Source organism: Limnohabitans sp. (genome assembly GCF_040401495.1).
In the GTDB taxonomy this organism is placed as follows: domain Bacteria; phylum Pseudomonadota; class Gammaproteobacteria; order Burkholderiales; family Burkholderiaceae_C; genus Limnohabitans.
This window is the reverse complement of the sequence record NZ_JBBAOI010000006.1, coordinates 121347-134011: the sequence shown is the minus strand read 5'-3', so window position 1 is coordinate 134011 and position 12665 is coordinate 121347. Positions and strand designations below refer to the sequence as shown.

Genomic DNA, 12665 nt, shown 5'->3' with positions numbered 1-12665 from the left:
TTACAAGCCGAGAATGAACAAGTTATTGGCCTTACAGTCTATCTAATGCTTGGTTGATGTTGCCAAGGCAATGAATGCCACTAGTCCGCGAATGAGGTAAAGAAGCTTATGGATGAATTTAATAATTTGCAACAAGCGCGAGCGCAATGGCATTGGCGAGGTAAGAATCGACCATCTTTTGCAGAAGTTCCTAAGCAAGGCCAAATGTCAGTTTGGGATTTCCCGCGCCCACCAGAACTCATCCGTGACAAGCGTGAGATCTTGGTGCGATGGGGCAAGTCTGTGGTAGCTCAAACTTGTGGCGCTTGGGCGGTAAGAGAGACCTCGCACCCTCCCACTTTTTATCTGCCGATGTCGAACGTGAAGAATGCAATGTTGAAACCTGCAGGTCAAGGCTCATTTTGCGAGTGGAAAGGCCCTGCGTTTTATTGGGATCTGGTGGATGGTGAACATCGTTTGCCACGCGTTGCTTGGAGCTATCCGCAACCACTGGCGGGAGCAGAGCCGCTGGCTGATTGCATTGCTTTTTATGCGCACAATCTCGATTGCACAGTGGATGGTCAAAAAGTTATTCCACAGGCCGGAGGGTTCTATGGAGGGTGGATCACACCAGATCTATCAGGGCCATTCAAGGGTGAACCCAACAGCAATGACTGGTAACAGCTCTTGGAATCTATTTTTCAAGCACTGCCCTAGCTCTTCGTTGCAGCCAGGGTCGTATTGGTAAGAAGGCTCGATAAGCAAATTCAAGCAAGGAAGTCACTGGCCCATCGCTTGCGACACGCCCTACATATTTCCATGCACCAGGCAAGAATGTCCACATCAAAGCAAAACCCGCTGCGCCGCTAAACATCTGACCGTCAGGTTTTCTCACATGAAAACGCTTGAGCAAATCTGTCTGACAGTAGCCATCTGGACAAATGACATGATTTAGGGATATGTCCACCCATGCCAAGCTGCGAGAAACATCAAGAGCTTGATAGTAGGCAATTTCTCGCCTGCACATGGGGCATGACCCATCAAAGAACACCTCCAGTAAAGCGCTCATTGCACAAACTCGGTAAGAGCTTTCAAGTGGAGGTGCGCCAATCAGATCCCCAGAATCTTTTTAGCTCCACCAAGCGCTTTCATGGATTCATCGTGCTGGCCGGCCTTGTGGAATTTTTCGCCTTCTTCACGCAAAGCCTTAACCTTCGCTAAATCTGCATCAGACAGTTTGGCACTTGTCATCTTTGCATCAATGGCTTTCATTTCATTGGGGCAGTTGTGTGCAAATGCCATGCTCGCAACAAAAAACAGGGATAGAACTGCAAATTTTTTCATCATTTTTCCTTTAGTAAAGTTAAAAAAACCAAACTCAAACATCTTCGTCTTCGCTTCTCAAGTCTTCATTGATATAAAAAATTCGTTCTGGATTTAACTTGTCGTCATAGTAAATCTGATTTCTGAAGATGTCGTTGGCCACACCCATAAACCTTTCTATTTCATTGTTTTTGTCCACAGTGAAGTTTGTGAAAGTGAGCCAGTTTTCTTTTATTATTTTCTGCACTTTTCTCAGGATTGGGATCAATTGTTTCTCGTCCTCAATGCAGTGGATCCACTGCCAGGCCATGCCTAAAGGGATGCCATTTCCAAACTCTGATTGATTGAACAACATGTAACTGACTTTCATTTTGACTCCCCTTTTTTGATTCAAAACATAAACATACGTCTAATTAATCTAGCATAATGTCGTTATTATCTGTATTATGATGGCGTTGAGCTTAATTTAATCTATACAAAACCTATTCATTCATTTTTTCCAAACCTCAAAACAAGTACTCACCATGTCATTCATCAAGTTCGTGAACTGCAAGGAATTAACTGCTGGGGACATTTCCCATGTGATTCAAATGGCTTGGGAAGACCGTACTTCATTTGAGACCATCAAAGAACGCATGGGACTCTCAGAAGCAGAAGTCATCCGTCTGATGAGGTCTGAGTTAAAGCCCCGGTCTTACAGCATATGGAGAAAGCGGGTTGCGGGCAGAGCAACCAAGCATCGCGCTTTGAGAGACCCATCCATGAAGTTCAATGACCGACAAATTGCAGATCACCGAAGAGCCAATTGCTAAACCTGCCTTAACTAAAGGAGCACCCATGACTGAGGACCCAAGATGCTGTTGAACCGGTACTTGCATCATCAACGAAGAAGGCGTTTGCTGGTGTGGCCAAACCTGGGATGGTGAAAAGATGTACATGCCAGTAGCCTTAACAAATGATGCCCTTCAAGAAACAAAAAACACAATTGATACTACTGTCAATAGCTTTGATAGCAGTGGTAGCTTCCCACATCAACTGGATTCAAGATGACTTGGGCTATCTACTCACCATTGACGATCGACCTATAGATTTGATTGGAAATCTGAAGAATGAAGTGACTCGCGCGACTCGAAATTGTAAAAATGTTGAGAGAGTTTTGCCAACACAACCCAAGTACCAAATAGCCCAAACCTTGATAAGCGACTACAGCCCACCTGACTCAAGTCAATCTCAAATAGCAAGTGTTTGGTCTAAGGATTCGTGGCTTGTGGTGGAAGTTGAGTTCAAAAATCTCTTACCAGCCGTAGTCCTGATTCAAAACTCAAACTCGGCTCCGTCTATCCTTGCTGAAGGAATTTGGAGTGGCTACACCAACCCACACAAGTCAGCGCCTTTCATTCGTGACTACCTGTCTCACCAAGTTGAAGCCATACCTGCGCAACTAATCAATTGCTTTGACCCTCAATCAAAATCGTTCAACTAAATCTTCGACGACATGCAAACAAATCTATCCTCACCGACATTGACCGCGAGAGCTATTGGCTATGCAGGATTAATTCCATTCATTGGCCTGTCTGCCATGTCGGTTTTATGGCGTGACGGCCATCATTCAGCTGTGTTGTTCAGCTTGTTGGCTTATGGCGCAACCATCATCAGTTTCTTAGGCGCTATCCATTGGGGGCTTACCATGCGGGAGGAACAGCCAGATCGGATTGCCATTATTTGGGGAGTGATTCCCAGCCTTGTAGCCTGGGTCAGTTTGATTGTTGACACCCATTGGGGGCTTGCAATTCAATTCATCACACTGTGGATTTGTTTTTTTATTGACTTCAAACGTTACCCAAAATTTGGAGTAGGCCAATGGCTGAGCATGAGACTTCAGCTCACAGTGATAGCTGGCATTTGCTTGGCTCTACCTGTTGTAGTGTCCAACATGCTCTGATACCCCACATTCAAAGTCATTGAACATGAGTTATGCCTTAATCTGGTTCAAGCGCGATTTGCGTTGGCATGACCATGAGGCGCTTGCGCAGGCGAGCCAACAAGGGCCGGTTCGCTGTATCTACGTCATTGAGCCAGAACTATGGCTGCAACCCGATGCCGCCCTTCAGCACTTTGAATTCATTCGTGAATCATTGCAAGATTTGAACGAACATTTAAGGACTCTAGGCGGGGAAATAGAAATACATCATGGCGACATGCTCACCGTTTTGTCTGCTATTTGGCAAGAGGCTCCATTCAATGGCATGTTTTCACACGAGGAAACTGGCAACGGATGGACTTTTGCACGCGACCTGAAAGTGGCAGACTGGTTTAAACACCGTGGCATTCCTTGGCATGAATTCCCTCAATTTGGGGTCGTCAGAGGCTTGAAGAATCGTGACATGTGGCAACGCGAGTGGGAACGACATATGCGCATGCCTCAGTCAAATGTCGAAATACTTAGTTTTTGGCGACCAGCCGGCGCCGATGGTTTGGCGTTGAGGGCCCCATCCCATTTGCAACACTACCCGCCACAGCGACAGCTTGGTGGGCGCAAGCTGGCCTTGAAAACACTGCACAGTTTTCTCACCGCTCGCAGCATCGGCTACCGAGGTGGTATCTCCTCTCCTCTAAGTGCCCCAGATGCTTGCTCACGCTTGTCGGCTTACTTGACCTACGGGTGCATCAGCATGCGCGAAGTTGTGCAGCAAACAAGAACACAAATTGAACTGTTGCCACCACAAGCCAGTCGCCACCGCGCTGGCTTGACTGGCTTTTTAAGTCGCCTGCATTGGCATTGCCATTTCATCCAAAAGCTGGAGAGTGAACCTGCCATTGAATGGCGAAACATGCACCGTGGCTACGATGGACTGCGAGAGCAAGATTTCAATTTGGATTATTTTGAAGCGCTGAAAAATGCAAGAACTGGCTGGCCCATGGTTGATGCCTGCGTCGTGATGCTCAGGGAAACGGGATGGCTGAACTTTCGTATGCGTGCGATGTTGGTTTCAGTGGCCGCTTACCCTCTGTGGTTGCACTGGCGTCCGGTGGGCGAATGGTTGGCCACACAATTTTTAGACTACGAACCTGGCATTCATTGGAGCCAATTGCAAATGCAATCTGGAACCACAGGAATAAACACCACACGGGTTTACAACCCGATCAAGCAAGCCCAAGACCACGATCCCCACGGACAATTCGTCAAGCGCTGGTTGCCTCGCATGCGCAAAGTTCCACAGGCTTGGTTGTTCCAACCCTGGCTGATTCGCCATGACACACTCATGAGCCGTGAAGTGGACTTGGATATCGTTGAGCCCTTGGTGGACTTGGCCACTGCCACGCGAGAATCCAAACAAAGACTTCACCAACTGAGGCAAACGCCATCCGTCCGGGCCGGTAAAAAAGAAGTGGTTGAAAAGCATGCGTCACGCAAGAAGCCAAATTCCGCTTTCAAGCCATCTCTGCTTCACAGTGAAGACAAGCAACAACTGGGATTTGATTTTTAACTTTGCACAAAAAAATGAATACTTACAACTTGAAAATTTTATTTGTTTGCATGGGTAACATTTGTCGCAGCCCTACTGCAGAAGGCGTATTTAAAGCAAAACTGCTCAAGAGCAAACTTGTTGACTCAATACATGTCGACTCAGCGGGTACTCACAACTACCACCCCAACTCTCCTCCTGATCCGCGCAGTCAATCGCATGCTCTGAAACGTGGATACGACCTCTCCCACTTAAGGGCTCGGGCTGTCAACGATAGCGATTTTGAAAAATTTGACCTGCTTATCACCATGGATTGGGACAACCGGACCTTACTTGAGCAACGTTGTCCTTCTCATTTACAACACAAAATCCGAGGGTTTGCAGAGTTTCTTACAACATCCAAAGCCACTGTAATTCCTGACCCCTACTACGGTGACGAGAAGAATTTTGAACACGTTCTCGATTTGGTTGAGGAAGCTTCAGAGGGTTTGATGAAGTTTGTGATCAAGAAAATGCACAGCCATGAGTGAGCAAGCACTCAACGTACTCGGTACCGATTTAATTCCATGCTCTTATGACCCGCTAACCGGATTTTTCAGGGATGGCTGCTGCAAGACTGACAGTCAGGACCATGGCAGTCATGTTGTTTGCGCCCGCATCACGCAGGAATTTTTGGATTTCACCCTCAAGCAGGGCAACGACTTGATGACACCTCGACCTGAATACAGATTCAAAGGGCTCAAACATGGTGACAAGTGGTGCCTGTGTGCCTTGCGCTGGAAAGAGGCCTTGGCGGCAGGTGTTGCACCTCCTGTGATTTTGGAAAGCACCCACCAAAAGGCACTTGAATTTGTCACGCTCGATCAACTGAGATCAAGGCACTGAACCCTCATCTCCTTGCCTAAAGAACGCCGCTTCATCTATGTCATCGAACTAGAAAAAGATGTCTGCATGAATCAAAATTCAAAAAAGCATGGTCAAAAGCCATGCCGTTAAAGCTTGAACACGATCGCGGTCACATCGTCCCTGCGATTCTGAGCTCCCTGCCAAGCCGCATAGTCAGCATGAACAGCATCAGCAATGGTTTGTGCATTCTCACCATAGTTTGTCTTGAGAATAGTTTCAATGCGTTTGTAGCCATAGGACACTTTGACAACACCTGTCCCACCAATCTGATCGGTCAAGCCATCGGTGACGATGGCAAAGGCGTCGCCTGCTTGGTAGCGAATGGTTTGTACCTCGGGTTTGTCTTTGGCTTCAATGGCGTCTTGGTAGCCCAAACTGCACCTTGCGGCTTGGTGTCTGATGACATCTCCATTGGCACTAACCTGAAACAAACCCAGTTTGGCACCGGCAAATTCAATCATTTGCTTGTCTCGGTCAATCCTCAGCACCGCAGCGTCACATCCATCGTCGCTTTCGCTATCGGGGCGGTCTTGGTTCAGACCGGTGCGGACATAGTGATCGAGTGACATCAGCGCAGCGGCAGGATCCTGCGAGGTGTCGTTGGCGTAAATGCGTTCTAAAGAGTTGCTGACCAGCAAAGACAACATAGCGCCCGGTACGCCATGTCCTGTGCAATCAGCCACAGCCAACACAAATGGTCCAGACTGCTGCGAACTGGACAACCAATACAAGTCGCCACCAATGGTGTCACGCGGTTCCCAGATCGTGGCAAACGATGCAAAGCGCCCATCTATGCGCATCTGTCTTGGTAACTGACCACGTTGCAAACGGCTGGCATAGTTGACCGAACCCACCACCAACTGATGGGCCTCATCAAGTTCTTGGTGCTGCTCGGCCAGTTCTTTGGTGCGCTCGGCAACCGTCTCTTCAAGCACCAAGTTTTGGTTTTCAACAAGGGTTTTTTGTGCTTGAATAGTTTCAGTTAATTCCGACTGAATAGAGCGCATCCTTGAAACAGTAGCGAGGGACATGATGATGGCTTCACAACAAATGCCAAAGGCCTGATTGGTCCAAGAATATTGTAAAAATAATCCAAAGCCTGAATTAGGAAGAAAAGAGAAAGGCGATGGAATACCCACTAAACCCAAAACATATGAGGTTCTAAAAAGTAAATAAGGAATCATTGCCAGTAAAAAAAATTTGGCGATGCTCAAACCCATCAAGTAGCGACGATAACAACAATAAAACAAACAAAGCAAAATAAATACATTCAGTGTCAAATGAATATTTTGTAATTTCTGCATTAATGCATCGCCAATATAAATTTGCCAGATGAAGCTATAGCCAAGTAAAAAAACAAACCAAAAATTGGTTAAAAGATGTACTTTAGGAAAGTGAGATTTTGTATTTATAAAATTTCTAGTAAATACAACATACAAGGCCAATTGCAAATGAACAATCAGCACAAAAAAGTATCCCGTAATGGTCATATTTATAGGTGTAAATGGCCTGTATTCTGGGGAAATCAAATCATCCAAATAAATGAATTTCAAAGAAGAAAAGAGTTCCAGAAACCGTTGTCCATCGAAGATAGGCAATCCTAAGGTAGTCATTAAAGCTAAGATCAACCATGCGGCATAAGCCAAGGTAGTGCTATCTGTATTTTGTATTGCTGAATACATACCAAAGATACATAATGCAATCAATACACCAAACATAGCCCCTTCTAAGTAAAGCGTATAGCGCCTGAAGTCTGAATAATAAACAGAATCAATTACTTGTATAGAAAAAACATTGGGTCTATAAAATGCGAACGTAGGGAACGCTTTTAATTGCGTGATGAGTTGGACTTCTGAATTAGCTTTTAATATGAAAGTCGCGCTTGTATCTTTGATATTTTTTGATGGCGTAACGTCAGGGTTAATTTTTGAAAAATAATTAGTATTACCCACCATTCCTTGAGCAGCTAACTCATTGACAACCCCGTTGGGGTTAATCACATTAGTTTGACTAACCATCCAACCGCTATTTTGGTTAACTCTTAGACTGATATCGTGATCGACATTACTTTTTATTTTTTGAGATATCCAATAGGTGCTGGTAGATGTAACGCTTTTGAAGTCTTTAGCTGGAACAAATTCACTTAATTTTTCTTTTATGTCAGTAAAAGAAAGTTTGTTTGAGCTATCTTCAAAAACCAAAACGTTCTCAGTATCCTTGAACCTGATTGGTGTGTTGTCATTCAATTGATAGGCTGATTGGGCAGTAGCAAAACCGAAATAAAACCCAAGAGATAAAAATAGTAGTTTTGCAATTTGCATAAAAGCTCCATTGAACATTTGTAAATTAAATTATTTATACGGAAATAAAAGAGCTAGCAACAAAAAAACTTCATGATCTCTCCCCATTTTTTCAGAGTAAGAGGTTACATCCATGGCAATAATCGCTGCCATTTTTCTTTCTGTCGAGGTCATAAGTTAATCCCTAAAAATAAATTCGATTTTTGAATAGTTTTTTTGTACGGTTATTAAGATTATGCAGATATTGATCTTTTCATAACACTATGCAAATACTTAATATTAATTATTTAATTTTTTTTGAGCTAAAGAACCAAGTGCTACTGTCGTATTAATCGACGATTAGGTAACTGTTTACAACCTAGACTGTCAAACTGCGAGCTCGAATCAAGTCAAAGCTCAAAAACAGTTCAACAAACTCATCGATAGTCTTGCTTTGATCTAGATTTGCATAGAGGGCAACAACTGACTCAAGTGTGCCTCGACACAGCCAAACCTCGCTAACAGCGCTCCATTGTTTCAAATTTTCAAGTGCTTGCTGTCCTCAATGATGTGTGTGCCAAAAGGGTCAAATTCAGGGTCAAAAATTTAATAAGCTGCTTTTTATTTGTAAAGTTGTAATATGCACTTTCTTGGAGTTGATAGATTAATCGTACTTTGAGGGATCCATCAATGAAGTTCAATGATCGCCATATTGCAGATCACTGAAGAGCCAAATGCTAAATCCACCTTATCATTCAAAGGAGTACCCATGACTGAAGACGCAAGATGCTGTGGAACGGGTACTTGCATCATCAATGTCGAAGGCGTTTGTTGGTGTGGCCAACTATGGGAAGGTGAAAAAATGTGTTTTCCAAATGCAATGAAAAGTGATGATCTTGCAGAAGATAAACAAATCGTTGATATTGCTACTGATCGATCAGATAGCAATCGCATCAACCAACATCAACTTGAATGAAGATGACTTAGGAAATTTGTTCAACACAATCTTGGCTTTTGGTTGAAGTCGAATTCATAGATCTCTTGCCTGCATTTGTTCTCATTCAACACACTGACACTTTTAGAGTCCTTTAAATAAAAGATCACTATGGTGACAAAAGTGGCTACATTCAAAGGTAACAAACAAAACTTGCCAAGTAAGTCTTGTCAAGTTTGTGGCCGTGAAATGACTTGGCGTAAGTCCTGGGCCAAGAACTGGCAAGAGGTTAAGCACTGTTCCGATGCCTGCAGAAAATCCAAAACACACAGTAATTCCTAATGAGTTACTCTAAAAACCTCTAAGTTTGCGCTTATGACGACCTCAATTCGGCGCATGATTTTGGTTTTGGGTGATCAACTGAATGTTGATGCTTCAGCTTTCCTTGATTTTGATCCACAACAAGACGCCGTGTGGATGGCGGAAGTGGATGAGGAGTCCACGCATGTGGTGTCGGCCAAGCAGCGCATCACAGTTTTTTTGAGTGCCATGCGGCATTTCGCTGCCTCCTTGCGTGAAATTGGTTGGCAAGTTTTCTACAGTGAAATTGACGCAGTAGACAACCAAGGCAGCTTGGCTGGCGAGCTTGAAAAAGCCTTGGCCCTGCACCAACCCAAAAAGCTCATCATGACTGCGCCTGGCGAATGGCGCGTACTGCAAAGCTTGCGAGCAGTGGCCGCAAATCATCAAGTGGTGTTAGAGGTCAGAGACGACATACATTTTTTCAGCACTGTACGTGATTTTGGGGTGCACGCAGCGAAACGCAAGCAGATTCGATTGGAATACTTCTACCGCGAACTTCGACTGAAAACCGGCCTGCTGATGGATGGCAATAAACCTATTGGTGGTAAGTGGAATTTTGACGCCGACAACCGTGGTAGCTTTGGGAAGAACGGGCCGGGTGAGCTACCCTCGCCGACACGATTTGCACCAGATCAAATCACTAAAGAGATCATTCGCTTGGTGCAACAACGATTCGCTCACCATCCTGGCTCTGTCGACAGTTTTGGTTGGCCTGTCACACGCTCCCAGGCGTTGATGGCACTGAAAGATTTCGTCGCGAATCGGCTCCCCTATTTTGGCCTGTATCAAGACGCCATGTGGGAAGGGGATGTATGGCTTTACCACTCCCATTTGTCATCTTCACTTAACTTGAAGTTACTCAACCCAAGGGAAGTCTGCGACGCAGCAGCTAAGGCTTATGAAGACGGACATGCACCACTGGAAGCTGTTGAAGGTTTTGTGCGACAGGTACTTGGGTGGCGTGAATACGTTCGAGGCATCTACTGGACCCACATGCCAAACTACCTTGAGCTCAACAGCACGAAGGCACACGCCGCGCTTCCGCATTTTTATTGGACGGGACAAACAGACATGTCTTGTTTGCGAGACGCTATTGTGCAAACCCTCAATCACGGCTATGCCCATCATATTCAGCGCTTGATGGTGACAGGTCTTTATGCCTTGTTATTAGGGGTTGAGCCTAAACAAGTTCATGCTTGGTATTTGGGCGTTTATGTAGACGCAGTGGAGTGGGTGGAACTACCCAACACATTGGGAATGAGTCAGTTTGCCGATGGCGGCCTGATGGCGAGCAAGCCCTATGTAGCTAGCGGTAAATACATTGACCGAATGAGCAACCACTGCAAAGGCTGCAAATTCAACCCCGCAGAATCAACGGGTGACAAAGCCTGTCCTTTCACCACCCTGTATTGGGATTACTTGCACACACATACAGACACGTTGGCTAAGAATCCGCGCATGTTGATGCAGTTGAAGAACCTTAATCGGCTCTCAGATGAAAATAAGCTTCTGATTGCCGAACAAGCCAGCAAGCATCGTGCATCGGTTCTAAACCTGCCCCGCACTGAAGCCATAAACCCAAAGTCTTTTTCTTGAATACGTATCCTATAATACTGAGCAAGTTTTTAACTCCATAACCTATTAAGGAATCCAGTGTTCAAAATCTTCAATCTTATTTTTGCTGTTCTGTTCCTGATCTGCGCTGGTTTGCAGTGGAATGATCCCGACCCTTACTTATGGATGCCGCTTTATCTTTTGTCGGCATTGTCTTGTGCCTATGCTTTCAAAGATATCAGCGCCAAGCGCTTGAATATTTTCAATATCGCTATTTATTTGCCCTATGCTGTTTATAACTTTGTGACGACAGACGGAGTCTTCTCTTGGGCTACAGAGCACCATTTCGACTCCTTGACCCAATCTATGATGGCCTCTACGCCTTGGATTGAAAACACCAGAGAATTTGGCGGACTGTTCATCATGTTAATGGTTTGTGCCATTAATTTATATGTCAGCAGACAACAAGTGTCTGACGACAATTTGAGCGAAGCAGACGAGAATCACGTCAGTACCTGAACCTTGAATCCAATGAAAGCCAATATGTCTTTTTCAAAAATTTTTCAATTTCTTGTTGCTTGTGTCTGTGTATCGACTGGTGCATGGGCCGAAACACCCATAGAACTGGTAAAAGTTGTCGGCGGCTTGAATAAACCATTAGCCATGGTCCAACCCCATGGCGAGTCACGAATGTTTATCATGGAACACGAGGGACTTATCAAGGTTTTTGAAGACGGCAAAATCACCCACACACTTTTGGACTTGACGTCCAAAATTCTGCCCTTTACCTCTGACTACAGCGAAGCCGGTTTGTTGGGGATAGCTATACATCCTAATTTCCAGAAAAATGGAAAAATTTATGTGGCGTATTCTGCTCCCTTGGGGTCAGACAATACCGTTGCTCCGGCCGGTTACTCACACCTCAATGTGGTGGAAGAATTTGTGGTCAGCAAGTCTTCCAAAAATCGCATAGACCCCAATTCAGGTAAGCGTGTCCACTCCTTGCCCTGGCCGAATTTCAACCACAATGGGCATTGGATTGGTTTTGGCCCCGATCAAATGCTCTACATTTCCACGGGCGATGGTGGCTATAAGGCAGAGTGGACAGAGAAAAAAGCCAACTACAACAGCCAAAAACTAGACAATTACTTCGGAAAAATACTTCGTATTGATGTTTCACAAAGCACCAATAGCAAGCCTTACCGGGTTCCTGCTGACAACCCTATGGTCAAAGTGCCCCAAGCACTTCCCGAGATTTGGGCTTTTGGTTTGCGCGATCCTTGGCGCTGTTCTTTTGACACCAAAGGAAGCAAACAGTTAATTTGTGGTGATGTCCAAGAAGACAGCTTTGAGTCCATCAAAATCATTGAAAAAGGCAAGAACATGGGATGGCCGATAGTTGAGGGCCAGATGCGCTGCTTCAGTTGGGATAATCCACAGGCCCACAAAGAAAACTGTGACAAGTCAGCCATCAATCCCGCTGTGATTGAATATCCCAATTGCTCCGCAGTGCCTACAGGTTGCAAAGGTATTTCCGTGGCAGGCGGCTATATACACCGGGGCAGTTCCTCACAGTTGCATGGTAAATATATTTTTGGCGATTGGAGTAAGCGGTTTGACCAAAACGATGGCCAAGTTTTCGTAGCCTCGCCATCAAAGACAGGCTCCTGGTCGATGGTCAACACCCGTATACAAATGAGTGAGCCAACCGCAAATGGAAAACTGCCCTATATTTTGGCGTTTGCACAAGACAACAGTGGAAATGTGTATGCTTTAACCGCTGTGAACAGCAAACGTAACAAAGTACTAGAAGACGCCATTTACATGGTCAAAGCCGAATGAACTGCATGTCTTGGCGCT

Annotated in this window: 17 protein-coding genes; 12 read left to right on the top strand and 5 right to left on the bottom strand. The window is 45.1% G+C overall.

Going from position 1 to position 12665, the window contains the following annotated elements; translation table 11 throughout:
- The first annotated feature begins 108 nt into the window (after window positions 1–108).
- On the top strand, window positions 109–660 hold the full coding sequence (locus tag AC9UEO_RS06525; RefSeq protein ID WP_509531211.1) for a DUF427 domain-containing protein: 552 nt from the start codon (window positions 109–111) through the stop codon (window positions 658–660).
- Window positions 661–673: 13 nt separating this feature from the next.
- Here the strand turns inward: AC9UEO_RS06525 and AC9UEO_RS06520 are convergent, their stop codons facing one another.
- From AC9UEO_RS06520 to AC9UEO_RS06510, 3 genes are read right to left on the bottom strand one after another with little or no spacing between them, the layout of a single operon-like run.
- On the bottom strand, window positions 674–1048 hold the full coding sequence (locus AC9UEO_RS06520; protein WP_509531209.1) for a thiol-disulfide oxidoreductase DCC family protein: 375 nt from the start codon (window positions 1046–1048) through the stop codon (window positions 674–676).
- A 41-nt stretch (window positions 1049–1089) separates the two neighbouring features.
- On the bottom strand, window positions 1090–1323 hold the full coding sequence (locus tag AC9UEO_RS06515) for a PA2433 domain-containing protein (protein WP_509531271.1): 234 nt from the start codon (window positions 1321–1323) through the stop codon (window positions 1090–1092).
- 34 nt (window positions 1324–1357) lie between these two features.
- Window positions 1358–1672 carry a hypothetical protein gene (locus AC9UEO_RS06510; RefSeq protein ID WP_509531207.1) on the bottom strand — a complete coding sequence of 105 codons (315 nt, stop codon included), beginning with the start codon at window positions 1670–1672 and terminating at the stop codon, window positions 1358–1360.
- Between the two features lie 154 nt (window positions 1673–1826).
- On the opposite strand from AC9UEO_RS06510, the gene AC9UEO_RS06505 reads away from it, so the two are divergent.
- From AC9UEO_RS06505 to AC9UEO_RS06480, 6 genes are all read left to right on the top strand, one after another.
- A complete protein-coding gene (locus AC9UEO_RS06505) occupies window positions 1827–2114 on the top strand; it encodes a TIGR03643 family protein (protein WP_509531205.1) in 288 nt (95 codons plus the stop codon).
- A gap of 143 nt (window positions 2115–2257) precedes the next feature.
- Window positions 2258–2785 carry a hypothetical protein gene (locus AC9UEO_RS06500; protein ID WP_509531203.1) on the top strand — a complete coding sequence of 176 codons (528 nt, stop codon included), beginning with the start codon at window positions 2258–2260 and terminating at the stop codon, window positions 2783–2785.
- Window positions 2786–2797: 12 nt separating this feature from the next.
- Window positions 2798–3244 (top strand): DUF3429 domain-containing protein, encoded by a 447-nt coding sequence (locus tag AC9UEO_RS06495; protein WP_509531201.1) that lies wholly within the window; start codon window positions 2798–2800, stop codon window positions 3242–3244.
- A 25-nt stretch (window positions 3245–3269) separates the two neighbouring features.
- Window positions 3270–4790 carry a cryptochrome/deoxyribodipyrimidine photo-lyase family protein gene (locus tag AC9UEO_RS06490; protein WP_509531199.1) on the top strand — a complete coding sequence of 507 codons (1521 nt, stop codon included), beginning with the start codon at window positions 3270–3272 and terminating at the stop codon, window positions 4788–4790.
- A 14-nt stretch (window positions 4791–4804) separates the two neighbouring features.
- Window positions 4805–5299 (top strand): low molecular weight protein-tyrosine-phosphatase, encoded by a 495-nt coding sequence (locus tag AC9UEO_RS06485; protein WP_509531197.1) that lies wholly within the window; start codon window positions 4805–4807, stop codon window positions 5297–5299.
- On the top strand, window positions 5292–5654 hold the full coding sequence (locus AC9UEO_RS06480) for a DUF2237 family protein (protein ID WP_509531195.1): 363 nt from the start codon (window positions 5292–5294) through the stop codon (window positions 5652–5654). The genes AC9UEO_RS06485 and AC9UEO_RS06480 overlap by 8 nt, the downstream gene beginning before the upstream one ends.
- Before the next feature lie 107 nt (window positions 5655–5761).
- Here the strand turns inward: AC9UEO_RS06480 and AC9UEO_RS06475 are convergent, their stop codons facing one another.
- Window positions 5762–7996 (bottom strand): SpoIIE family protein phosphatase, encoded by a 2235-nt coding sequence (locus AC9UEO_RS06475; RefSeq protein WP_509531193.1) that lies wholly within the window; start codon window positions 7994–7996, stop codon window positions 5762–5764.
- 30 nt (window positions 7997–8026) lie between these two features.
- Window positions 8027–8149: a hypothetical protein gene (locus AC9UEO_RS06470; protein WP_509531191.1), complete on the bottom strand. Its 123-nt coding sequence runs from the start codon at window positions 8147–8149 to the stop codon at window positions 8027–8029.
- A gap of 574 nt (window positions 8150–8723) precedes the next feature.
- On the opposite strand from AC9UEO_RS06470, the gene AC9UEO_RS06465 reads away from it, so the two are divergent.
- The 5 genes from AC9UEO_RS06465 to AC9UEO_RS06445 all read left to right on the top strand — a co-directional run bounded on the left by AC9UEO_RS06465 (window position 8724) and on the right by AC9UEO_RS06445 (window position 12647).
- Window positions 8724–8930, top strand: coding sequence for a hypothetical protein (locus AC9UEO_RS06465; RefSeq protein WP_509531189.1), 207 nt, complete (start codon window positions 8724–8726; stop codon window positions 8928–8930).
- A gap of 129 nt (window positions 8931–9059) precedes the next feature.
- Window positions 9060–9230, top strand: a complete 171-nt coding sequence (locus tag AC9UEO_RS06460; RefSeq protein WP_509531187.1) for a DUF2256 domain-containing protein — start codon at window positions 9060–9062, stop codon at window positions 9228–9230.
- A 33-nt stretch (window positions 9231–9263) separates the two neighbouring features.
- A complete protein-coding gene (locus tag AC9UEO_RS06455) occupies window positions 9264–10847 on the top strand; it encodes a cryptochrome/photolyase family protein (protein ID WP_509531185.1) in 1584 nt (527 codons plus the stop codon).
- Between the two features lie 57 nt (window positions 10848–10904).
- A complete protein-coding gene (locus AC9UEO_RS06450; RefSeq protein ID WP_509531183.1) occupies window positions 10905–11324 on the top strand; it encodes a transmembrane 220 family protein in 420 nt (139 codons plus the stop codon).
- A gap of 24 nt (window positions 11325–11348) precedes the next feature.
- Window positions 11349–12647 (top strand): PQQ-dependent sugar dehydrogenase, encoded by a 1299-nt coding sequence (locus AC9UEO_RS06445; RefSeq protein ID WP_509531181.1) that lies wholly within the window; start codon window positions 11349–11351, stop codon window positions 12645–12647.
- Window positions 12648–12665 lie beyond the last annotated feature (18 nt).